The organism is Brachybacterium sp. NPDC056505, from assembly GCF_042794925.1.
Taxonomy (GTDB): Bacteria; Actinomycetota; Actinomycetes; order Actinomycetales; family Dermabacteraceae; genus Brachybacterium; species Brachybacterium kimchii.
This window is the reverse complement of record NZ_JBHTSV010000011.1, coordinates 1-22,054: the sequence shown is the minus strand read 5'-3', so window position 1 is coordinate 22,054 and position 22,054 is coordinate 1. Positions and strand designations below refer to the sequence as shown.

17 protein-coding genes are annotated in these 22,054 nt (G+C 72.5%); 5 read left to right on the top strand and 12 right to left on the bottom strand.

The genetic code is table 11. The annotated features are described in order from the left end of the window. A complete protein-coding gene (locus ACFQ53_RS08535) occupies window positions 1-1,008 on the bottom strand; it encodes an acyl-CoA thioesterase (protein ID WP_377858128.1) in 1,008 nt (335 codons plus the stop codon). A 45-nt stretch (window positions 1,009-1,053) separates the two neighbouring features. Between ACFQ53_RS08535 and ACFQ53_RS08530 the strand changes: the two genes are divergently transcribed. Beyond that, window positions 1,054-1,536 (top strand): acyl-CoA thioesterase, encoded by a 483-nt coding sequence (locus tag ACFQ53_RS08530; RefSeq protein ID WP_377858125.1) that lies wholly within the window; start codon window positions 1,054-1,056, stop codon window positions 1,534-1,536. Here the strand turns inward: ACFQ53_RS08530 and ACFQ53_RS08525 are convergent, their stop codons facing one another. Continuing rightward, window positions 1,537-2,928: an MFS transporter gene (locus ACFQ53_RS08525; protein ID WP_377858255.1), complete on the bottom strand. Its 1,392-nt coding sequence runs from the start codon at window positions 2,926-2,928 to the stop codon at window positions 1,537-1,539. Between the two features lie 435 nt (window positions 2,929-3,363). On the opposite strand from ACFQ53_RS08525, the gene ACFQ53_RS08520 reads away from it, so the two are divergent. Beyond that, on the top strand, window positions 3,364-4,044 hold the full coding sequence (locus ACFQ53_RS08520; protein WP_377858123.1) for a TetR/AcrR family transcriptional regulator: 681 nt from the start codon (window positions 3,364-3,366) through the stop codon (window positions 4,042-4,044). A gap of 10 nt (window positions 4,045-4,054) precedes the next feature. On the opposite strand, the gene ACFQ53_RS08515 is transcribed toward ACFQ53_RS08520, so the two are convergent. The 4 genes from ACFQ53_RS08515 to ACFQ53_RS08500 are packed head-to-tail and all read right to left on the bottom strand — an operon-like array spanning window position 4,055 to window position 7,952. Further along, on the bottom strand, window positions 4,055-4,600 hold the full coding sequence (locus ACFQ53_RS08515; RefSeq protein WP_377858120.1) for a globin: 546 nt from the start codon (window positions 4,598-4,600) through the stop codon (window positions 4,055-4,057). Between the two features lie 46 nt (window positions 4,601-4,646). Continuing rightward, window positions 4,647-5,591 carry a mechanosensitive ion channel family protein gene (locus tag ACFQ53_RS08510; protein WP_377858117.1) on the bottom strand — a complete coding sequence of 315 codons (945 nt, stop codon included), beginning with the start codon at window positions 5,589-5,591 and terminating at the stop codon, window positions 4,647-4,649. A gap of 58 nt (window positions 5,592-5,649) precedes the next feature. Next, the gene (locus tag ACFQ53_RS08505; protein ID WP_377858247.1) at window positions 5,650-6,777 is read right to left on the bottom strand and encodes a FecCD family ABC transporter permease; all 1,128 of its coding nucleotides are present in this window, start codon (window positions 6,775-6,777) and stop codon (window positions 5,650-5,652) included. A 5-nt stretch (window positions 6,778-6,782) separates the two neighbouring features. Continuing rightward, window positions 6,783-7,952, bottom strand: coding sequence for a FecCD family ABC transporter permease (locus tag ACFQ53_RS08500; RefSeq protein ID WP_377858114.1), 1,170 nt, complete (start codon window positions 7,950-7,952; stop codon window positions 6,783-6,785). Window positions 7,953-8,196: 244 nt separating this feature from the next. Between ACFQ53_RS08500 and ACFQ53_RS08495 the strand changes: the two genes are divergently transcribed. Continuing rightward, entirely contained in the window at window positions 8,197-9,207 is a 1,011-nt protein-coding gene (locus ACFQ53_RS08495) for an iron-siderophore ABC transporter substrate-binding protein (RefSeq protein WP_377858111.1), read from the top strand. Window positions 9,208-9,340: 133 nt separating this feature from the next. On the opposite strand, the gene pepN is transcribed toward ACFQ53_RS08495, so the two are convergent. Further along, on the bottom strand, window positions 9,341-11,902 hold the full coding sequence (pepN, locus tag ACFQ53_RS08490; RefSeq protein ID WP_377858108.1) for an aminopeptidase N: 2,562 nt from the start codon (window positions 11,900-11,902) through the stop codon (window positions 9,341-9,343). A gap of 113 nt (window positions 11,903-12,015) precedes the next feature. Continuing rightward, window positions 12,016-12,675, bottom strand: a complete 660-nt coding sequence (locus ACFQ53_RS08485) for a DUF402 domain-containing protein (RefSeq protein ID WP_249480573.1) — start codon at window positions 12,673-12,675, stop codon at window positions 12,016-12,018. A gap of 412 nt (window positions 12,676-13,087) precedes the next feature. Between ACFQ53_RS08485 and ACFQ53_RS08480 the strand changes: the two genes are divergently transcribed. Next, the gene (locus tag ACFQ53_RS08480) at window positions 13,088-15,196 is read left to right on the top strand and encodes a VWA domain-containing protein (RefSeq protein WP_377858103.1); all 2,109 of its coding nucleotides are present in this window, start codon (window positions 13,088-13,090) and stop codon (window positions 15,194-15,196) included. Between the two features lie 81 nt (window positions 15,197-15,277). Here the strand turns inward: ACFQ53_RS08480 and ACFQ53_RS08475 are convergent, their stop codons facing one another. From ACFQ53_RS08475 to ACFQ53_RS08460, 4 genes are all read right to left on the bottom strand, one after another. After that, the gene (locus tag ACFQ53_RS08475) at window positions 15,278-15,781 is read right to left on the bottom strand and encodes a DNA-binding protein (RefSeq protein ID WP_377858100.1); all 504 of its coding nucleotides are present in this window, start codon (window positions 15,779-15,781) and stop codon (window positions 15,278-15,280) included. Next, complete coding sequence (locus ACFQ53_RS08470; protein ID WP_377858097.1) at window positions 15,778-17,358, bottom strand: protein kinase; 1,581 nt, start codon at window positions 17,356-17,358, stop codon at window positions 15,778-15,780. Before ACFQ53_RS08470 ends, ACFQ53_RS08475 begins: the two co-directional genes overlap by 4 nt. Window positions 17,359-17,475: 117 nt before the next feature. Further along, window positions 17,476-19,314 (bottom strand): ABC transporter ATP-binding protein, encoded by a 1,839-nt coding sequence (locus tag ACFQ53_RS08465; RefSeq protein ID WP_377858094.1) that lies wholly within the window; start codon window positions 19,312-19,314, stop codon window positions 17,476-17,478. An 8-nt stretch (window positions 19,315-19,322) separates the two neighbouring features. Further along, window positions 19,323-21,146 carry an ABC transporter transmembrane domain-containing protein gene (locus tag ACFQ53_RS08460; protein ID WP_377858091.1) on the bottom strand — a complete coding sequence of 608 codons (1,824 nt, stop codon included), beginning with the start codon at window positions 21,144-21,146 and terminating at the stop codon, window positions 19,323-19,325. A gap of 262 nt (window positions 21,147-21,408) precedes the next feature. On the opposite strand from ACFQ53_RS08460, the gene ACFQ53_RS08455 reads away from it, so the two are divergent. Then, entirely contained in the window at window positions 21,409-22,017 is a 609-nt protein-coding gene (locus ACFQ53_RS08455; protein WP_377858088.1) for a DsbA family protein, read from the top strand. Window positions 22,018-22,054: the final 37 nt, after the last annotated feature.

Here is a 22,054-nt window from a genome sequence, read left to right as displayed (position 1 = left end):
TCAGCGGCGGTCGGCCCCGGTGCGGATCATGCCCTCCTGGGTGATGGTCGCGACCAGGGAGCCGTCGCGCGCGAACATCTCGCCCTGGGTGAGGCCGCGACCGCCCGATGCCGAGGGGGAGCGCTGCACGTACAGCAGCCACTCGCCGGCGTCCACGTGCTGGTGCCACCAGATCGCATGGTCGATCGTCGCCATCCGCAGGCCCGGCGTCACCCAGCTCAGACCCTGGCGGCGCAGGATCGGCTCGAAGGGCGTGTAGTCGCTCGCGAACGCGAGGATCGCGTCGTGCACCAGCGGGTCCGCCTCGATCGGTGTGAGGACCCGCATCCACAGCATCTGGGACTCGGCGCCCGAGCCGTCGGGCCGCAGGTAGATCGGGTCGGTGACGTGGCGGATGTCGATCGGACGCTGGGTCGCCCAGTAGCGGGCCACGGGATGATCGATCCCTGCGAGGACCTCGGCCGTGGTGGGCAGGCCTTCGGGGTCCGGCGCCTCGGGGGCGCGGTCCTGGTGCTGGAGGCCGTCCTGCACCTCCTGGAACGACGCCGTCATCGCGAGGATCGTGCGCTCGCCCTGGGTCGCGAGCACGCGGCGCACCGAGAAGGAGCCGCCGTCCCGCAGCGCGTCGACGCTGAAGCGGATCGGCTGATGCGGATCGCCCGGGGCCAGGAAGTAGGAGTACATCGAGTGGATGTGCCGGGTCTCGGGGACGGTGCGGCCCACGGCGACGACGGCCTGGCCCATCACCTGCCCGCCGAAGACGTGCCCGCCGGGCTGGGGGCGCGTGTCGCCCTCGAAGACGGCCGCGCTGGTACCTCCGGCCGCGCCGGGAGTGCCGGGAACTCCGGAGCCCCCGGTCCCGGTGGACCCGTGGGACCCGTCGGATCCGTCGGCCTCCAGCGTGCGCAGGTCCAGCAGGTCGAGCAGCGCCGCGGAGACCGCGGCGGGATCGGGCGCGCCGGCGCCGGTCGCGGGGCCGGAGAGCGGATCGGGATGCGCGTTCGACATGCGCCGATGGTACGTCGGACCCTCACGGATCCCTACGATGGCCCCATGGCTCATCTCGACATCACAGTCCCTGTCCGCTGGACCGATCTGGACGCCTACGGCCACGTGAACAACGCCGCCGTGGTGCGCCTGCTCGAGGAGGCGCGGATCGCCGCGTTCTGGTCGCCCAGCGATGAGCAGATCGAGCGCGGGGCCGTGCGTCGGCCCTCGCAGCTCGACCTGTTCGACGCGACCTCGCCTCTGCTCACCCTCATCGCCTCCCAGCGTCTGGAGTACCACCGGCCGATCGAGTACCTGCGCGAGGGCGCGCTGGTGCGGATGTGGGTGCCGCGCGTGGGCGGGGCGAGCTTCGACGTGGACTACCGGCTGCTGCGGGCCGACGATCCGGACGGGGCCTACCCCTACGTCAGCGCGCGCACCACGATCGTGGTGGTCGAGCGCGAGCAGGGGCGGGCGTCCCGCCTGAGCGACGAGGTGCGCGTGCTGCTGGACCAGTACACCGACGAGCCGCTCGAGTTCCGCGGCTGATCAGGCCGGGTGCTCGTCGGTCTCGTGGGAGTCGGTGAGCGTGAGCGCGCCGAGGGTCGCGATGATCCCGACGGCGACGGCGAGGATCGCGAAGGTGATCCGCTCGCCGTGGAAGAACGACGCGACGAGTCCGTCGGACCAGGTGCCGGCGGGCAGCGTCGTCGTCACGAGCGCGGCGATGAGGGTGCCCACCACCGCGGTGCCGACGCTGGTGCCGACCTCCTGCGCGGTGTCGTTCAGGGCCGCGCCGATGGAGGTGCGGTCCTCGGGCATGCCGCCGATGAGGGCGACCGCGCAGGTGGTCATGACGATTCTCAGGCCGAAGGACATGATGACCATGGAGATCGCGATCGGCAGGTAGCCGTGCTGCACGCTCCAGGCCATCCCCGCGAGGGAGACGAACATGCTCGCCGCGCCCACGAGGCAGGCGATGCGGTGGCCGAAGCGGGCCACCAGACGCTCCACGAGCGGCGAGGCGACCAGCATCGTGAGGATCATCGGCAGGTTCGCGAGTCCGGCGATCACAGGGGACCAGCCGTAGGCGAACTGGAAGTGCATGACCAGGGCGAACATGACGCCGGCCATGGCGATCGAGGTGCCGATCTGGGCGAGGGCGGCTCCGCGCACGGTGCCGGTCGCGAGCAGGCGCAGATCCAGCATGGGGGAGGCGGCGGTGCGCTCGCGCAGGACGAACAGCACGATCGCGAGCACGCAGCCCACGAGGCAGCCGAGCGTCGCCGGTGAGGTCCAGCCGTTCTCGACGCCGCTGGTGAGCATGTAGCAGCCCAGGCCGATGGCGGCGATGGAGAGGATCGAGCCGGGCAGGTCGAGCTTCTCGGTGGTGAGGTCCTCGGGGCGGTCGGGCGCGACGCCGCGGCGCACGCCGATGAAGGCGATGAGCGCGATCGGGGCGTTGACCATGAGCAGCCACTCCCAGCGCACGTGGGCGAGCGCGGTGCCGCCGAGCAGCGGGCCGAGGATGAAGCCGCTCATGCCCACGATCATCATCACGGTGATGGCGCGCATGCGCACGGTGTCGTCGTCGAACATGCGGAAGACCAGCGAGTTCGTGATCGGCGCCATGGCCGCGGCGGCGATGCCGAGGACGGCCCGAAGCGCGATCAGCTCTCCGGTGGTCTCGACGAAGGCGACCAGCAGGCTGAGCAGGCCGAACACGGCGAGGCCCACGAGCAGCACACGGCGGCGGCCGAGGCGATCGGCCGCGGATCCTGCGGTGAGCAGGAGCCCGCCGAAGGTCAGCGAGTAGGCGCCGGTGATCCACTGCATGGCGGTGGTTCCGCTGCCCAGGTCGCGGCTGAGGGTGGGCAGCGCGATGCTCAGCAGCGTGTTGTCGACCATCTCGACGAAGAAGGCGAGGCACAGGGCGAGCATCGGAAGCCAGGCGGCGCGCAGGCTCGGATAGATGCGGGCCGACGTGGTGGCCGCGGCGGTCGGGGCGGACGGGGACGACGCGTCGGGCGCGTCGGGCGGGACGGACGGTCGGGTGGTGGTCATGGGAGCCTCCTGGGGAGTCGTATCGAACGACGTTCGAGAATGGAACAACGTTCGATAAGGTAGACCTGGAACGTCACGAGCACAAGGCGGAGGGAGGCGATGGGCATGGCTGGTGCGTCACAGGGCCGAGGAGGTCCGGGCGGCCCGGGAGGTCCCGGCGGTCACCAGGGTCCCGGTGATCCGCGAGGCCGACGCGGTCCCGGAGGAGTCCCGGGTCAGGGCCCCGCCGGCGGACGCGGCCCTGGGCGAGCTCCGGCGGCCGGGCGGGCGCCCCAGCGCGGCCGGCAGCGGGCGACGCATTCGCTCGAGGCCGTGCTCACCGAGGCGATCGCCCTGCTCGACGCCGACGGCGAGGGAGCGCTGACCTTCCGCGCGCTCGCCGCGCGGCTCGGCGGCGGCGTCGCGAGCATCTACTGGTACGTCTCCAGCAAGGACGAGCTGCTGGACCGGGCGACCGACCAGGTCATCTCGGAGCACGTCGCGCGCATCGCGGATCTCCCCGGGTCGGAGGATCCGCTCGCGGACCTGCGTGCGCTCGCCGTCGACCTGTTCGACACCATCCGCGAGCACCCCTGGACGGGCCGCTACATGATGCGCGACAGCTCGACCCAGCCGCACGTGGTGCGGGCCTACGAAGCGCTCGGCGAGCAGGTGATGCGGCTGGGGATGGCGCCGCGGGAGACGTTCCATGCGGTCTCCACGGTGCTTGGCTTCGTCATCGGCACCGCGATCGATCTCGGGCAGGAGCCTCCCGCCGAGCTCGCGGCGACCCTCGCGGACCGCGACAGCGGTCTCGAGCAGTACGCGCAGGTCTGGCGGGACCTGGACCCCGAGGAGTTCCCCTACATCCACGCGATCATCGAGGAGTTCGTCGGCCACGACGACGCCGACCAGTTCCGCGCCGGACTCGACCTCATCCTCGAGGGAGTGCGCCAGCAGGCGGGCGGCGCGGCGGAAGCGGACCGAGCCGGGACGCCGGCGGATCCGGACTGAGCCGGGGTGCTCAGTCCATGTGGCCGGGGAGCGAGGCTCCCGGCATCGGCGCCTCGCCGCCGTCCACGGTGTTGACCATCGAGTGCGCGGCGCGCTCGAGATAGTCCCACAGTGGCTCCTCGAGCATCGGCGCGAGCTCGAGGGAGTCGACCGCGACGCGCATGTGCCGCAGCCACGCGTCGCGCGCCGAGGGCGAGACGGCGAAGGGCGCGTGGCGTCTGCGCAGCCGGGGATGGCCGCGGCGCTCGCCGTAGGTCTTCGGGCCGCCCCAGTACTGCTCGAGGAACATCAGCAGGCGCTCCTCGGCCGGCCCCAGGTCCTCCTCGGGGTACATCGCGCGCAGCTCCGCGTCCTCGGCGACGCCCTCGTAGAAGCGGTGGACGAGCCGCGCGAAGGTCTCGTGGCCGCCGACGGCCTCGTAGAACGACTGCCGTGCGGCGGGCTCCGCCGCAGGGGCGGGGGCCGGGCCGCCGCCGGTCGCGGGGGCGGCCGTCGGACCCGCCGAGGGGCCGCGCCGGGACGGATCGGAGGAGGGGCCCTGCAGGGGGATCGTCATGGGTGCTCCAGGTTCTCAGGCGGCCGCGTGCGCACCGGCCATGTTCTCAGGAGGCCGCGGTGACGGCCCCGAAGCGGGGGAGCGCGAAGTCGATATCGGCCTCGCGGAAGGCCAGGCGGATGCGTCGGCGCAGCTCCATCTCGATGGTCCACTGCTGACCGGGCTCGACGCGCACCACGACGCGGCGCTGGTAGCTCGCGCCGTCGACCTCGAGCATGCCCGAGACGGTGACGGGGCCCAGCAGCAACTCCTTCCACTGCTCGTCCTCGCCGAACTCCGCGCCGACCTCGTCGAGGATCTCCGTGACCTTCGTGTAGTCGGCGGCGTGGTCGATGTCGAGGACGACCACGGCGTTGGAGAACCCGCGCGACATGTTGCCCACGCGGATGACCTCGCCGTTGCGCACGGTCCACAGGGAGCCGTCGAGGGCGCGCACCTGCGTGGTGCGCAGGTTGATGTTCTCCACCGTGCCGCTGGCGTACTCGAGGTCCACCACGTCGCCCACGGCCACGAGGTCCTCGAAGAGCATGAGCACGCCGGAGACGACGTCCTTGATGATGTTCTGCGCGCCGATGCCGGCGGCCAGCCCCAGCACGCCGAGCGAGGCGATGACGGGGGCGACGTTCAGCCCCAGCTGGTCCAGGACCATCACCAGGGCGATCGCCCAGACCACCATCGTGAACACGTTGCGCGCGACGTTCGAGAGCGTCGTCGCGCGCTGCGCACGGCGGGCCTGGGCGAGCTTCGCCGAGCGGTCGTCGCGCTTGACGACGGATCCGGCGACGGTCGAGATCTTCGTCGACGAGTCGATCATCGTGTTCACGAAGCGCTTGATCAGCCAGGTGCCGATGGTCGAGATCAGAGCGGCGACGACGATGATCACCAGGATGCGCACACCGTGGCTCAGGAGCCAGTCCACGAGGCTCCCCATGATCGTGGTCGCCTCGTCGGCCGGGGCGGACAGCTGCGGCAGGAGGTCGTCGATGGGCATGGATCCGACCCTAACGATCAGTCCTCCACGTCGTCAGTGAGCGAGCGGGACAGGTGCCTCACACCCGTCGGCGCAGCGAGCGCGTGGACTGCGCGACCAGGAGCACGACGAGGTACACCCCGCCCAGGACCACGGTGACCATGCCCACGGGGACGGTCTGCGGGAGCAGCTGCTGGGAGACGACGTCGGCCGAGGTGAGCAGGAGAGCGCCGACGAGGGCGGCCGGCAGGATCGGGATGCCCGGGCGGCGCACCAGCAGCCGGCCGACCTGCGGCGCGGACAGGGCGACGAAGGCGATCGGGCCGGCGACGGCCGTGCACACCGCCACCAGGGCGACGGCGATCAGCAGCACGATGCGGCGCGCCCGCTCCACCCGCACTCCGTGCATGGCCGCGGTGTCGTCGCCCAGCTCGAGCTGGTGGATCACCGGGACGGACGCGATCACCGCGGGGGTCAGCAGGACGAGCACTGCGAGGGCGGGCAGCAGTGCGGGCCAGGACATGAGGTCGAAGGAGCCGGCGCCCCAGATGCTGGCCGCCATCGCGACCTCCTCCTTCGCGCGCAGCAGCAGGAACGTGTTGACGCTCGAGAGGGTCGCCGCGACCGCGATGCCCACGATGATCAGGCGGAACCCCTGGATCCCGTCGCGATAGGCGAGGACGTACACGACGATCGCCGCGCCGATCCCGCCCAGCAGGGCTCCGCCGGTCTCGCCCAGGGCGGCCGCCGCCTGCGCGAGCCCGCTGTCGCTCGAGGCGAGCCCGCCGGCGCCCAGGAGCACGGTCACGACCAGCACGCCTGTGTAGGAGCCGGTGGAGAAGCCGAGGACGTCGGGCGAGCCCAGGGCGTTGCGCGTGAGGGTCTGGAAGATCGCGCCCGAGGCGCCGAGCGCCGCCCCGAAGGCGAGGCCCGCGACCACCCGCGGCAGACGCCACTCGCGCACGATCATCGCGCGCGGGCCGTCGCCGCGCAGCGCCTCGAGCAGTCCGCCGAGCGTGCCGTGCGGGGTGTCGGAGAAGATCACGGAGGAGCTGCCCAGGTACAGCGCGAGCAGGCCGATCGCCAGCGTCGCGAGGACCAGGGCGGCCAGGACGATGCGGTCGCGGCGGCGCTCGCCGCGTCGGCGTCGTGCGATCAGGTCGTGCGAGGGATCGGCGGTCACGGCCGGGGCGCCGGGGGAGGACATGGTGCTCACAGGCCGCTCGCTCGGGTCCGGCGCACGAGCACGATGAGCACGGGGGCGCCGACGACGGCCGCGACGATCCCGGCGGGCGCCTCGCTCGGCCAGATGATCACGCGCGCCAGCACGTCGGCCACGAGCATCACGCCCGCGGAGATCGCCATCGCGAGCGGCAGCAGCCGGCGCTGATCGGGGCCGACGATCCATCGGGCCACGTGCGGGGCCATCAGGCCGACGAAGGAGATCGGGCCGGCCATCACCGTCGCCGCGCCCGCGAGCAGCGTGATCGCGAGCACCATGAGCACCCGGATCCGCAGCAGATGGGCGCCCGCCGCGACCGCGAGGTCGTCGCCGAGGGCGAGCAGGTTCATGCCCGGTGCGAGCAGCAGGGCCAGGACCACGCCGACCGCGAGGAAAGGCAGCGCGGGCACCACGAGCGACCATCCGCGCTGGGACAGGTCGCCGCTCTCCCAGACCAGCAGGGCCGAGAACCGCTGCGGGTTCGTCAGCCGCATCGCCGAGGTGATGCCGGCGAGGACGGCGCCCAGGGCGACGCCCGCGAGGGTGAGCCGCTCGGGGGAGACGGCCCCGCCCGCCGTGCCGATCAGCCACACCGCGACCGTCCCCACGAAGGCGCCGAGCAGCGCGAACCAGACGAAGCCCGCCGGCGACGTGATCCCCAGGACCGTGATCGCCAGGGCGACCGCGAAGGCCGCGCCGGCGTTCAGCCCGAGGATCCCCGACTCCGCCATCGGATTGCGGGTGAGGGATTGGATGAGCGCCCCGGCGAGGCCCAGCGCGGCCCCCGCGAGCAGGGCGATCGTCGTGCGCGGCAGGCGCAGGTCGCTCACGGCCGCGTAGTCCTGGACGCTCAGGCCGAGGGCTCCCGCCCGGACGCCCGATCCGCCGCCCCGGAGGTGGGTGAGCGCATCGAGCAGGACGCGCAGCACCGTGGTCGGCGGGACCGGACGTGAGCCGATCGCGAGGGAGGCGATGCACAGCGCCAGCAGGATCACGAGCACGGCGGCGATCAGGAGGGCGGGGCGCGCGCCATGGGTCGTGCGGGAGCGTCGGCCCGCGCCGTGGGACGAGTCCCGGCCCGTCTCGTCGGCGGGCCGTGCTGGGGTCCCCGTCCCCGAGCGCTGGGCGCGCACGGAGGGCGCCGCGGCGGGACTGCTCATGGTGCCTCCGGATCGGCGGCGCTCACGCCGGCGGCCGCCGACGCCTCGCGGGAGGCGATCGGGGCGATGCCGTCCCGCGGGGATGCGGGACGCGCGGCGGATGCGCGGGTCGGACTGGATGTGACGTGCGGTAAGTGCGCCGTCTGGGGCTGGGCGCACAGCTGAGGTGAGTCTAACCTTTGTCGTGACGCACGCCCGAGCGCGCGAACGTCCCCTGTGTCCACTCCCACCCGGAGGTCCCTCGATGCTCACACGCCGTTCCCTCTTCGCGACCGGACTCGCCCTGGGGTCCGCCGGCCTGCTCGCCGCCTGCGGCGGGTCCGACGACTCGAGCTCCTCGGGCTCCGGCTCGGGCTCGGATGCCGGCGGAGCCGACGGCGTGTTCCCCGTCACCATCTCCACGCTGTTCGGCGACGTCGAGGTCACCGAGAAGCCCACCCGCGTGGTCGCGCTGGGCTGGGGCGACGCGGAAACGGCGCTCTCGCTCGGCGTGCAGCCGGTGGGCGCCTCCGACTGGATCGCCTTCGGCGGGGAGGGCGTCGGCCCCTGGGCCAAGGGCATGTACGACAAGGCCCCCACGATCATCGAGACCCTCGAGCCCGACTTCGAGGCCATCGCCGCGCTCGAGCCCGACCTGATCCTGGACGTCAAGAGCGCGGGCGACAAGGACCGCTACAAGCGCCTCTCCCAGATCGCGACCACCGTGGGGGTCCCGAAGGACGGCGCGAACTACCTGGTCTCCCCGAAGGACCAGCTCGCGATCATCGGCAAGGCGCTCGGCGCCACCTCGAAGGCCGACGAGCTCCAGAAGGGCCTCGACGAGCAGTTCTCGAAGGTCGCCGATGCGCACTCCGACTGGAAGGGCAAGTCGGTGACGGTCGCGACGAAGACCTCCGAGGGCTGGGGCGCCTACGTCGAGGGCGAGACCCGCCTGGGCTTCCTCGAGAACCTCGGCTTCACCCAGTCGAAGAAGGTCGCGGCGCTGCCCACCGGTGACTCCGGATTCTCCGTCTCGATCTCCGCCGAGCAGCTCGACGAGCTGGACGCCGACCTCATCGTCGCCTTCCCGATCTACATCAAGACCACCGAGATCACCGACGACAAGCAGTGGAAGCAGACCCCCGCGGTGGCCGACGGTCGCGCCGTGGTCGTGGACGGCGATCTCTCCAGCGCCTTCTCCCTGGGCACCGTGCTCGCTCAGGAGTACGCGCTCAAGCAGCTTCCGGGCAAGATCGAGAAGGCCCTGGGGAGCTGACCCGCTGGCGCGCGGCAGCCGACCCGCCCCGCGGCAGCCGGCCCGCCCCGCGGCGCACACGACATGAGCGCCACGAACCAGGATCGGTGAGATCTGGTTCGTGGCGCTCATCTGTTCCGAGGCGCGGCGCGGGTCAGGCCGGGACGTCGGCCTCGCGCACGCGCAGCTGCCGGGCGACGGTGTCGCGTCCCTCGATGACCGGGCGGCGCAGGCCGAGCGGCGCGGAGGTGTGCGAGGAGAGCCATGCGTCGGCCTCCTCGACCACGGACTCCCCGCCGAAGTCGGCGGGGAAGTATCCCTGGATGAGACGGTTGGCGATCTCGCTCGAGCGGTTCTCCCACACGCCGTCGAGCATCGCGAAGTAGCGGGTCTCGTAGGGGGCGATGAGCGCCGGATCGCTCACGCGGCGGAAGCCCACGACCACCGAGCTCAGGGACTCGTTGGGCAGGGCGTCCTCCTCGACCGTGGCCCGCCAGGCCTCGGCCTTGGTCTCCGGCGTCGGCCGCGCGGCCTTCGCGGTGAGGGCCTTCTTGCGCCCGGACTGGGTGTCGTCGGTGGCGAGCACGGTGTCGATCGCCGCGTCGTCCATCCTGCCCAGGGCCGACAGCGCGATCACGAGCGACCAGCGCAGGTCGGTGTCGATCTCGCGACCGGGCAGGGTCACCGTGCCGTCGAGCAGCGACTCGAGGATCCCCGCGTGCTCGTCGTTCGAGGAGAGCAGGGCGAACTCGGTGACGAACTGGAACTGGGCGTCGCTGCCGGCCTCGGCGGCCCGGGTGAGCTCCCAGAGGGCGTCGGCCGCGGAGGTGGTCCGCGCGGCGCGCTCGGCCGGCGCGGCGTACGGACCGGCGACCGACGCCAGCTGCCCGAGCAGCGTGCGCAGCACGCTCGAGGAGTCCTCGCCCGTGATGTTCGCGAGCACGAGCTCCTGGAAGCGGCGGCTGGGCAGCTCGGCGTCGCGCACCATGTCCCACGCCGCCGACCAGATCAGGGTGCGGGCCAGCGGGTCCTCGATGTCACGCAGGTGCTCCATGGCGACGGCCAGGGAGTCCTCGTCCAGGCGGATCTTCGCGTACGCGAGGTCGCCGTCGTTCAGCAGCCAGAGGTCCGCGCGCGTGCCGACGAGCGCATCGACCTCGGTGAGCTCGCCGTCGACGTCGATCTCCACGCTCTCGGTGCGGCGCAGCACGCCGCCCTCCAGGGTGAAGCCGGCGATGCCCAGGCGGTGGGGTCGCAGGGTGGGGTGCTCGGGCGCGGCGGTCTGCGCGATCGCGAAGGAGACGACGGTCCCGTCGGCCTCCCGCTCGATGCGCGGACGCAGGGTGTTCACGCCCGCGGTCTCCAGCCACAGCTGCGACCAGGAGGCGAGGTTGCGCCCGCTGGTCTCGGTGAGCTCGGCCAGCAGGTCCTCGAGCTCGGTGTTGGACCAGGCGTGCTTGCGGAAGTACGCGCGCAGGCCCTCGAAGAACGCGTCCTTGCCGACGTAGGCGACGAGCTGGCGCAGCACCGAGGCGCCCTTGGCGTAGGTGATGCCGTCGAAGTTCGTCTCGACCGCGTCGAAGTCGACCATGTCGGCGACGATCGGATGGGTCGAGGGCAGCTGGTCCTGGCGGTAGGCCCAGGCCTTCTCGGAGCTCGCGAAGGTGGTCCAGGCATCCGTCCACTTCGTGGCCTCGGCGCTCGAGAGCGTCGAGGCGTACTCGGCGAAGGACTCGTTCAGCCAGAGGTCGTCCCACCAGCGCATCGTCACCAGGTCGCCGAACCACATGTGCGCGAGCTCGTGGAGGATCGTGAGGTCGCGGCGCTCGCGGATCGCGTCGGAGACGTCGGAGCGGAACACGTAGGACTCCACGAACGTGATCGCGCCCGGGTTCTCCATCGCGCCCATGTTGTACTCCGGCACGAAGACCTGGTCGTACTTGGGGAACGGGAAGTCGCAGTCGAAGGCCTCCTCGTAGAAGTCGATGCCGGCCTTCGTGATGTCGATGATGTTCTGGGGATCCAGGTGCTCGGCGAGCGAGGCCCGCGCGTACACGCCCATCGGGACGGTGCGGCCGTCGCGCGTGGTCACGGAGCCCTCGCCGCCCTCGTAGGTGCCCGCGATGAGTGCCGTGAGGTAGGTGGAGATCTTCGTGGTGGGCTCGAAGGCCCAGGTCGCGGTGCCCTCGCCGGCCGGGGCCGGCTGCGGGGTGGGGGAGTTGGAGATGACGCGCCAGTGGTCGGGCGCGGTGATCGTGAAGCGGAAGGTCGCCTTGAGGTCGGGCTGCTCAAAGTTCGCGAACATGCGCCGGGCGTCGGAGACCTCGAACTGCGTGTACAGGTAGACCTCGTCGTCGACCGGGTCGACGAAGCGGTGCAGTCCCTCGCCGGTGTTCATGAAGGCGCCGTCGGCCAGGATCCGCACGGTGTTCTCGCCGACGGCGAGCTCGGGCAGCTGCACCCGGGCGCCGTCGAAGCGGGAGGCGGGATCCTCCAGCAGCTCGCCGTTCAGCTCGATCTCGCGCACCGCCGGGGCGATCAGGTCCACGAAGGTGGGCCGGGCCTCGGTCGAGGAGAAGCGGATCGTCGACTCCGTGACGAACGTGGTCGGGCCCGTCGTCAGGTCCAGGCGCACGTCGTAGGAGTCCGTGGAGAGGAACGAGGCGCGCTCGCGCGCCTCGTCACGGGTGAGGTTCTCAGAAGGGTTCACAGGCATGATTCCCATCCTGCCACCGGGGCGCGGGCCGACGGACCGGAACGGGGGACCGGTCTGTGCGGGTCTGCGCGGTGCCCGCACCTTCCGGGATGGGCGACGGGGTCGCCTGTCCCTCAGCGCTTCTGCGTCAGGTCCAGGTCCCAGGAGTAGTGCGCGGGCAGAGGCGGGATCGACCAGCTGGGATCGGGGAAGAAGTGCTCGAAGCCTGCGGAGAACGGGTAGATCCAGTCCTTGATGTCGTGCTCGGCGGTGCGGCCCGCCGCTCGGATCTCGCCGGCCTCGCCGGGGGAGAAGTAGCCGACGCTCTCGGCGCCCTCGAGCTCGTCCTCGTCCTTGTAGTGCCAGTCGCGGCGCGGCAGCACCACGAGATCGAGGACCAGGTCGCGCGTGCGGACGCCCTCCTCGGTGCGCTCGAAGGGGGTCTCGAGGTTCACGTAGTAGCAGCCCAGCGAGCCGTCGTCCTTGTAGAACAGCCACACGGAATAGGGGCGGCCGGGCAGGCCGATCATGAGGATGCCGTTGCCCGTCCACAGCTGCTTGGACTGGACGCGCGGGCGGGTGAACATGCCTTCGTCGCCCGCGCGGCGCAGCGGCGCGCCGTTCTCGAGGACGGGCAGCAGCACCTCGGTGCCGGGCGCGATCCAGACCACCAGGCCGCGTTCGTCGTCGTCGAGGACCACGGTGCCGGGGCGGACGGTGCGGGTGGGGTGCTGGAGGGTGTAGTAGGTCCAGGTCACCTGATCGCCGGGTGACCAGTGTGCAGTGGAGGACATGACGTCTCCTGGCCGGGTAGGCCCCACGGGGACCCGGGACGACCGGCCCGCCGGCCCAGGATCTTCACCCCGCGAGGGGAAGGAGTATGAGCCGACCATACCGCGCGGTACACGTGGTGCAGGGGAGGAGCCGGGGCCGAATGCGAGATCGGCGGACGACGGGTGTGCTGGTCGTGCGCGGGGCGAGGGGAGGGCGCCGCCCCGCGCCGCGGGGGCTCGGCGTGTCGTGGAGGGGCGGCCGTGTCCGTGGCGCCGGGACGGGCAGTGCTGGACCGGGAGATGCTGGGAGGCGATCCTGCTTGACACTTGTGTTCGCATTTGCAAACATCTTCGCGTGGCCGGACAGCACCCGCCGGCACGGATCACTCGATCATCGGGTCCCGCACAGCAGCGGGCCGAGGGGAGAACGGCGATGAGCACGAGAACCTGGAGCATGGCGAACCGAGCCCTCCGTCTGCTGGCGGCGCTGCTGCTGGTGCAGGGCCTCTGGGCCCTGGCGGCGACCGGCGCCGGTGCCGAGGGCGGTGGCGGGACCGGCGCGAAGGGCGACGACGCCGACGCGACCGTCCCCACGATGCTCATCCTCGACGCCTCCGGTTCGATGGCAGCGAAGGACGGGGATTCCTCGGGCGCGACGCGGATGAGCGTCGCGAAGAAGGCGGCGGATTCCCTCGTCGACGATCTGCCCGATGGCGCGAAGCTCGGGCTCGAGGTCTACGGCGCGCACACCGGGAACAGCGCCTCCGACAAGGAGAAGGGGTGCAAGGACGTCGAGGTCGTCGCGGACGTCGGCACCGACAACCAGAAGGCCCTCCACACGGGGATCGACGGCGTCGACGCCTCCGGCTACACCCCCATCGGGACGGCCCTGAAGACGGCGGCGAAGAAGCTCCCATCGAAGGGGCAGCGCTCGATCGTGCTGGTGAGCGACGGCATCGACTCGTGCGCCCCACCGGACCCCTGCGCGGTCGCCAAGGACCTCAAGAAGCAGGGCGTCGACCTCGCCGTCCATGCGATCGGCTTCAAGGTCGACGCCGCCGCCCGCAAGAGCCTGCAGTGCGTGGCCGACGCGACCGGCGGCACCTACACCGACGTCTCCGACGGCGACCAGCTCTCCTCTCAGCTCACAGCCCGCACCACGCGCGCCCTGCAGGGGTACCAGGTCGAGGGTGCAGCGGTGAGCGGCGGCAAGAGCACCGGAGAGGCGCCCGCCATTGATGCCGGCGCCTACCTCGACACCTTCGCGCACGGCTCGAAGGAGGACCTCGGTGACGACGGCCTCACGAAGTACTACCGGATCCCGGTGACCGAGGGGGAGCGCGTGCACGCCTCCGCGGCCAGCGTCCCGCCGCCCGGCGACCGCGGGTGGGAGACCGACGACGATGAATCCCACGTCATGTCCCTCGATGCGCACCTGGTGACGGCAGACGGCGAGGACTGCGACGCCGCCTCCGCCGACAGCGTCGGCAACCTCACCGACTCCGAGTCCCCGGTACGGGCATCGGTCGATTCGCAGGTCGCAGGCGGGGACGGGTGCGACGGAGCGGACGGCGCCGTGTACCTCGCCGTCGAGCGATCGGGCGCGAAGCTCGCAGATCAGCCGCTGCCCGTCGAGATCCGCGTGGGCGTCCAGAAGGCGAGCGACGGCTCCCTGCCGAAGGCCGAGAAGCCGTCCGACGCCCCCAGCGTGAAGGAGAAGTCGCCCGCGAAGGGCACGCTCGAGCTGGGGCGCTCCGCGGCCCAGGCGCCCGCGCTCACCCCCGGCACCTATCGGGTGAAGATGGTCCCCGGCGACGTCGGTCTCGTGAAGGTCCGCGCCGAGGAGGGCCAGCGCCTGAGCTGGCATCTGAGCACCGAGCACGCGGTCGACAAGGTCGGCGGCGATGGCGCGACGCCTGATGTGGAGACCGCGAGCATGGTCATGCTCAATCCGCTGCTGCAGCCGGTCCCCGCCGCCGACGTCGGCAATGTCGACGAGATGGTCGTGAGCGAGGACCCGCAGTACGCGGAGACCGGCAGCATGTCTGCCCCCGTCCATCTCTCCGTCCTCGACGGCGACTTCTTCACCGGCGACGAGCCCTGGATGGGCGGCGATCAGTACCTCCAGCTCGGCCTGGGCTCCGGGGGCGGCTCAGCGGACGACCAGAAGGCATCCGAGCCCAGCACCTTCCTGCTCACGGTGCAGGTCAACGGCACGGCGCAGAAGACACCGGAGCTGGTGCGCACCGAGGCGCCGCACAAGGATGGCGCGACCGTCACGGACCAGGACGTCTCCGCGGCCGGCTCGACGGGCGACGGGGGCGGCGACTCCGCGTCCGACGGCGGCGGCGCGAGCAGCGGGCCGGGAGACACTTCGTCCGACGGCGGCGGGGCCTCCGGTGCGGCGGACTCGCCGCGCGCCTCGGGGGCGCACGACGGCGGCGCACGCACGGCGCTCGTCATCGGCGCGGTCGGCGCCGGGATCGTCGCCCTGGTGGCGATCGCGGTCGGCGTGGTCCTGCTGCGCAGGCGTCGCGGCTGACGCCGCTGACCGGGCTGGGAACGTCAGACCCGGCCCGGCGTCCGGCTGACCCGGCCCGGCGCCCGGCTGGCCCGGCCGGGCTCAGCGAGCTGCCGACTCCCCGAGCGCGGTCTCGAGCAGCTCCCTCAACCGCGGCGCCGTGCCGGCGGTGAGAGCGTGAAGTGCTGCGCTCAGCTCGTCCTCGCCCACGTCGTCGCGCAGCATCGCGGCGAGCACCTCGGCACGGCGATCACCGTCCGGGGTCTCGCCGCGTCGTGCGTCGGTGCGCATCTGCGTGGTGGTCGCGACGTCGGATGCGCCCACGGCCTCGAGGATCTCCTCGGCGCGCGCGGGGGTATCGGCCTCGTCGGCGCGCTGCTCGAGGACGGCCATGCGCTCGTGCGCGAGGGGGTTGCCCATCTTCACGCGCTTGGCCGAGATCAGCTGCGAGAGCATCGGCGCGCTGATCCCGAGGGCGCGGGCCAGGCGGCGCTGCGAGATCCCGTAGGCAAGGGTGATCGCCCCGAGTCGGGTCTCGAGGGTCTCGCCGTACAGGGCGCGCTGTGCCACGCGGTTCGCGTCGAGCTCGTCGGCGGCGGGGGTCATCGTTCCTCCCAGGTGAAGGTGTCGTCGCCGCTGCGGCGGCAGGTCACGGCGGTGCCATCGGATGTCGTGCCCTTCTCGCCCTCCAGGTTCCAGGCGCAGGCACGGCCTGCGACGGGTGCGGTGGAGGACTCCGGGGCCGATGGGGCGCTCGAGTCGGCGGACGGGGATCCGTCGGTACTGTCGGTGCTGTCGGTGGCGTGTTCCGACGCTGTCGGGGGATCGGTGGCCGAGGCCGACGGAGAGGCGCTCCGTCCTCCCGTCTCGCCCTGCCGGCCCGAGCTATCGGATCCGGCGCGGATCGCGAGCACGCCGAGCACCACGGCGACCACCAGGGCGAGCGCCGCGAGCGCGGCCAGCAGGATCACAGGGCGCAGGCCGGTGCGGGACGGGGTGCCGGGGGAGTGGGTGGGCTCCTCGCTCGATTCCGGAGGGGCCGCGCGGGTGGGCCGCCCGTCGAGCTGGCCCGCGTCCTGGCCGTCGTCCTGGCCGTCGCCTCCGTCGGGCCCCGGGCTGTCGTCCCGATGATCGCGTCCGCGCGTCTCGTCGCGCCTGTGCGTCTCGTCGTGATCGGTGCGCTCGACACGATCCGTGGACGGGGTTCCGCGCTGGGCGCGCTCGCTGATCCGCTCGTGCAGGCTCGTGCTGCGCGGCGAGAGGACGCTCGGGCCGTCCGCGGGGATCTCGGGCAGGTCGCGTGCGGGGGAGCCCTGCGGGAGCGGGTCCAGCAGGTCGAACACCTCGAACGGGTCGCCGTCGGCCGTGAGGACCCATGCCGAGGGGGTGTGCGGCGCCTCGGGGAGGGCGTCGCGCGCCGCGCTCGCCGTCGGACGCCGCGAGGGATCGTCCTCGAGCATCGCGCGCAGCGTCTCCTGCAGGCGTGGATGGGTCCCGTCGAGAGCCCTGGCGAGCAGCGCCTGCGGGTCCTCGCCCGCCTCGAGGTCGGCGCGCACGCCGAGGCCGCGCAGCGCCACGGCCCCGGCGGCCCAGACGTCCTGCGCGGCGCTCGCGCCCTCGCCTCGCAGCCGCTCGGGTGACATGAAGCCGGGCGTGCCGTGGACGAACCCGGTCTCCGTGAGCCGGGCGTCGTCCTCGTGCAGGGCGATGCCGAAATCGGCGAGCCGCAGGTGCGGCGGCTCGGTGCCCGTGACCTGCAGCAGGAGGTTCGCGGGCTTCACGTCCCGGTGCAGCCAGCGCTTCTCGTGCATCGCCGCGAGGGCGTCGAGCAGCTGGCGGGTGAGCTCGGCGACCAGAAGGGGGTGCAGTGTGCCGTGATCGGCGAGCGACTGGCCCAGCGTGCCGCCGCGGATCAGCGGCATCGCGAGCACCACCGCATCGTCCTCGGCGACCCACGTGTAGGGCGGCAGGAGGTGCGGATGCGCGCCGAGCGCACGCGGCCCGTGCGCCCCGACGGACTGCTCGCGCACGAAGCGCAGCACGTCCGCCCCGTCCCTCTGGCGCATCACCTTCGCGGCGCAGATCGCCTCGAAGCGCAGGTCCACGGCGCGCCACAGCGCCCCCGAGGCGCCGCGCGCGAGGGGATCCAGGAGGTCGATGCGACCGGCGATGACGTCGGACATGGCATGGTCATCGTACGGCCGCCGCCCGTCTCGACCTGCGCTTCGCGACCCACCACGGCTGTGCGCGCGCTCCGTGCCCGAGTGGTCGGATCGGCATTGCCGCCGGCGCGGAACCGCTCAGTCGTTCCCGCTCCAGGCGGCCCAGAGCTCGGCGTAGACGCCGCCGTGGTCCACGAGGTCCGCGTGGGGGCCCTGCTCGACGACGCGGCCGTCGGCCATCACCAGGATCCGGTCGGCCTCCTTCGCCTGGGACAGGCGGTGGGCGACGATCACCGTGGTGCGGTCGCGGGCCACCTCGGTCGCGGCGCGCTCGAGCACACGGGCGCCGGAGGAGCCCTCGTCGGCCGTGGCCTCGTCGAGCACCAGCACCGCCGGATCGCGCAGGGCGACACGGGCGAGCGCCAGCTGCTGGGACTGCTCGGCCGTCAGCCGCTCGCCCTTCTCGCCGACCTCGGTGTCCAGGCCGCGGGGGAGCAGCTCGGCCCAGGCGTCGGCCTCGACCTCGCACAGTGCCGCCCAGAGCTCCTCGTCGGTCGCCTCGGGGCGGGCCAGTCGCAGGTCCTCGGCGAGCGTCCCGCGGAACACGTGGACGTCCTGCGAGACGATCACCGCGTGGTGGCGCACCGACTCGAGGTCCGCGTGCGCGAGGTCGGCGCCGCCGTGGAGCACGGAGCCGTGGCGCGGGGTGAGGGTGCCCGTGATGATCGCGGCGAGAGTCGACTTGCCGGCGCCGGAGGCGCCCACCAGGGCGATCGACTCGCCCGGGGCGATGTCCAGGTCGATGGGCTGCAGCACGGTCCGCTCGGTGCCGTCCGCGTCCTCGCCGTAGGCGTGGGAGACGTCGCGCAGACGGATCGAGGCGTCCGCCGGCACCTCCTCGCCGGGGGAGGACGCCGGATCGATCGACTCGATGACACCCACCATGCGGGTGAGGCTGGCGACCGCCGACTGGACGTCGTCGAGGCTGAACAGCAGATTCATCATCGGCCAGAGCAGCGAGATGAGGTAGAGGGCGGCCGCGGTCACGAGGCCCACGGGCGCCCCGCCCACGTGCACCATCGCGTAGCCGAGGATCAGCACCAGGGCGATCGACAGGTTCTCGGGCCACACGACGATCTTCACGACCTTCGTGACCAGACCCATCACGCGCATGGCCAGCACCGCGGCGGTCTCCGAGAGCACCGCGACGTGGCGGGTCTCCCGACGCTCGATGCCGTAGGCGTGGACGGTGGGGATGCCGTGGATCGCCGAGAGCAGGCCCTGGGCGCGGGCGCCCATCGCGACGCGCTCGCGCCGGTAGATGGGGGCGGTGCGCCGCAGGTACCACACGCCCGTGGCCGCGTACATCGGCACCACCACGACCACGAGGATCAGCAGCCACGGCGAGAGCGTCGCCATGCCGATCAGCGTGACCACCACGTAGAACCCCATCTGGATGAGGTTCGGGACCACGTTGTTGACGGCGCGCGCGGTGACGTCGACGTCGTCGGCGACCCGCGACAGGGCGTCGCCGATGCCGGTGACCTCCATGGTCTGCGCGGGAAGGTCCAGGGCGCGGTCGATGACGTCCTCGCGCATGGCGGCGAGCACCCGCTGTCCCATGCTGCTCACGAGCGCCCAGCCGAGCGCCGAGAGCACGGCCTGCAGCACGCCGGCGAGCATGATCAGCCCGCCCTGGCGCCACACGGCGGCGGAGCCCTCGCGGTCCTGGACGATGTCGACGGCCCCGCCGATCAGGCGCGGCATCCACGCTGCGGCGATGGCGCCGCCGATCACCACCAGCAGGGTGAGCAGGGTCGAGGGCCAGTGCGCGAGAAGGCGCCGGCCCACGTGCGAGAAGGACGTGCCGACCGAGGCGATGGGCAGGATCTGGGCGTGCTCGTCGAGCTGGCGGCGCGCGGTCGCGTCGGACTCGAGCACGTCCTCGGCCTCGTGGTCCCACCGGACGGCTGCCATGTCGGGGATCATCGGCGCACCATCTCCCTGTAGTCGTCGCGGTCCATGAGGTCCTGGTGGTCGGCGCGGGCGGTGATCCGGCCCCCGCGCACGTAGAGCACCTCGTCGGCCTCGCGCAGGAGCGCGGGAGCCCGGGTGACCAGCAGCGTCGCCCGATCGGGGACGCGGCGGGCGGCCACCAGCGCCTCGGCGATGTGCTGTTCGGTGACGGCGTCGACCGCGGTGGTCGGATCCTGCAGCACGAGCACCGGGGCGTCGGAGGCGACGGCGCGCGCGAGCGCGATCCGCTGGCGCTGACCGCCGGAGAGGTTCGCGCCGCGATCCAGGATGCGGGTGTCGTAGCCCTCGGGCAGGATCCGCAGCAGGTCGTCGGCGCCCGCGGCGTGCAGGGCGGCGTCGGCCCAGGAGTCGTCGCTGCCGTCGGTCGGGTCGCTCGCCGGGGCCCGCGTGGCGAGCTGCTCGCGCACCGTGCCGTCGAAGAGGTCGACGACATGGGGCTCGACGAGCAGGTCCGCGCGGGTCTCGAAGCGGGTCGAGGAGGTGACCTCGGTGTCGCCGAGGTGGACGCCGGTGTGCTCGGCGCGGCCGCTCACGGCCTCCACGACCGCGTCGGCGTCGCGCGCGTCCGCACAGGCGAGGGCGATGACGCGCCCGTCGGGCACCTCCATGTCCAGGCCCTGCAGGCTGCCGGCGCCCACGCCCCGCAGGTGCAGGCCGCCCGTGCCGGCGCGGCGCTCGCCGGGGCGCGCCTCGCCGCGCTCGTCGCGCGCGGTGGCGAGGTGGCCGATGGTCAGCGTCGGGTCGTCGACCGTGCGACCGAGGTCCGCGAGCAGGCGCCGCACGCGGTCGGCGGAGGTGGACATGCTGGCCCACCAGATCGGGATCCCCGAGAGCCCCTGCAGCATGCCCATGTTCGAGCGCGCCACGCCCACGACCGCGATCAGGGTGCCGATGGTCATGTCCCCGGCGACGGTGCGCTGGGCGGCGATGATCACGACGGCCGCCATCATCGCGGCGGTCACGAGCGTGGTGAGGCCGCTCGAGACGCCCGAGTAGCGGGCGTTCACGAGCGCCGCGTCCAGGGCGATCCGCGAGCGGCGGCGGTACTGGGTGCGGGCGCGGGACTGCACGCCCAGGCCCTGCAGCACGCGCAGGCCGTGGACGAGGTCGGTCGCGGTCGCGGCGGCGTCGGCCGCACGGGACTGCTGGGCGTCGTAGCGGGCGGAGAGGACGGGGCTGATCACGCGGATCACCAGCACCATCACGGCGATGCCGATGAGGGTCGCCAGCCCCAGCCAGAGGTCGAGCACCGCGAGCCAGACGCCGCTGCCGATGACCACCGCGGAGGCGGGGAAGGCCCAGGGCAGCATGTCCATGATGTCCGAGGCCTTGTCCGCGTCCGAGGTCGCGATCGAGAGCACCTCGCCGGCGGGGCGCTCGATCGGCCGCGAGCGCGGGTCGAGCACGGCGCCGGTGACAGCGACCCGCAGCCGATGGCGCTCAAACAGGCGCGCCCGCTGCGAGGCGGAGAACATGAGCGTCCAGACCCAGGTGCTGATCAGACGCATCACGAAGATGCCCGCGGCGCCCAGCAGGGTGATCGCGAGGCTGCCGCGGACGATGCCGACGTCGATGATGATGCCCACGAGGATCGGGACCAGCATGTCGACGGCCTCCACGAACGCGGAGGTCGCCATGATCCAGGGGATCGAGCGGCGGTGGTTGCGCACGATCGACCGCATGACGGAGACACGCGGGACCGCCGTCGTGGCGGGGTCCGCGGCGGTCGGGACGGCCTGCTCGCCGGAGGAGGGGGAGGGGGAATCGTGCACTCGTGAATCCCATCCCATCCGCGCGCCGGTGGCAATGTCTTTTCGTGCCCCATCGAGGCCCTGCGCGCGCCCTCGTCCCGTCCTCCGGATCAGCGGGGTCGACGCTCGGTTCCCCCGGGTTATCGATCCGCCCGGGCGGCCGGTCCCGTGACGGCCGCAGCGCCCGGCCCCGTGACAGCCGCGGCGCACGGTCTGGTGACAGAATGGGGGAGGTCGACGCCCGCTCGGGCCCGGCCGATCCCCGACGCGAGAGGAAGACTCCGTGACCGCACCGCATGTCGAACTGTTCTTCGATCCGATCTGCCCGTGGGCGTGGATGACCAGCCGCTGGCTGCTGAACGCCTCGCAGGTCCGCGACGTGGAGATCACGTTCTCGCTCATGTCCCTCGCCGCGCTCAACGAGGGCCGCGACCTCGATGCCGGCTACCGCCGCAGCATGGACGACGCCTGGGGCCCGGCCCGTGTTGCGCTCGCCGTCGAGAACGCCGGCGGCAACCAGGACCTCGCCGACTTCTACACCGCCTTCGGCCAGGCGTACCACGTGGGCGGCCAGCAGGACCGCCGCGACGCCGCGAGGACCGCCCTCGAGCAGGCGGGTCTGGACCCGTCGCTGCTCGAGTCCTACCAGGACTCCTCCCTGGACGACACCCTGCGCACGAAGCAGAAGGCCGTGGTCGAGCTCGTCGGCGACGAGGTCGGCACCCCGGTGATCTCCTTCGGCGACGGCCGCGCCTACTTCGGCCCCGTGATCTCCCCGGCCCCCAAGGGCGAGGAGGCCGGCACCCTGTTCGACGGCCTCGAGGCGATGAGCCGCGTCGACGGCTTCTTCGAGCTCAAGCGCAGCCGCACCGTCGGCCCCATCTTCGACTGATCCAGGACCGGGCGGGCAGGGGCCGAGCGCCCCTGCC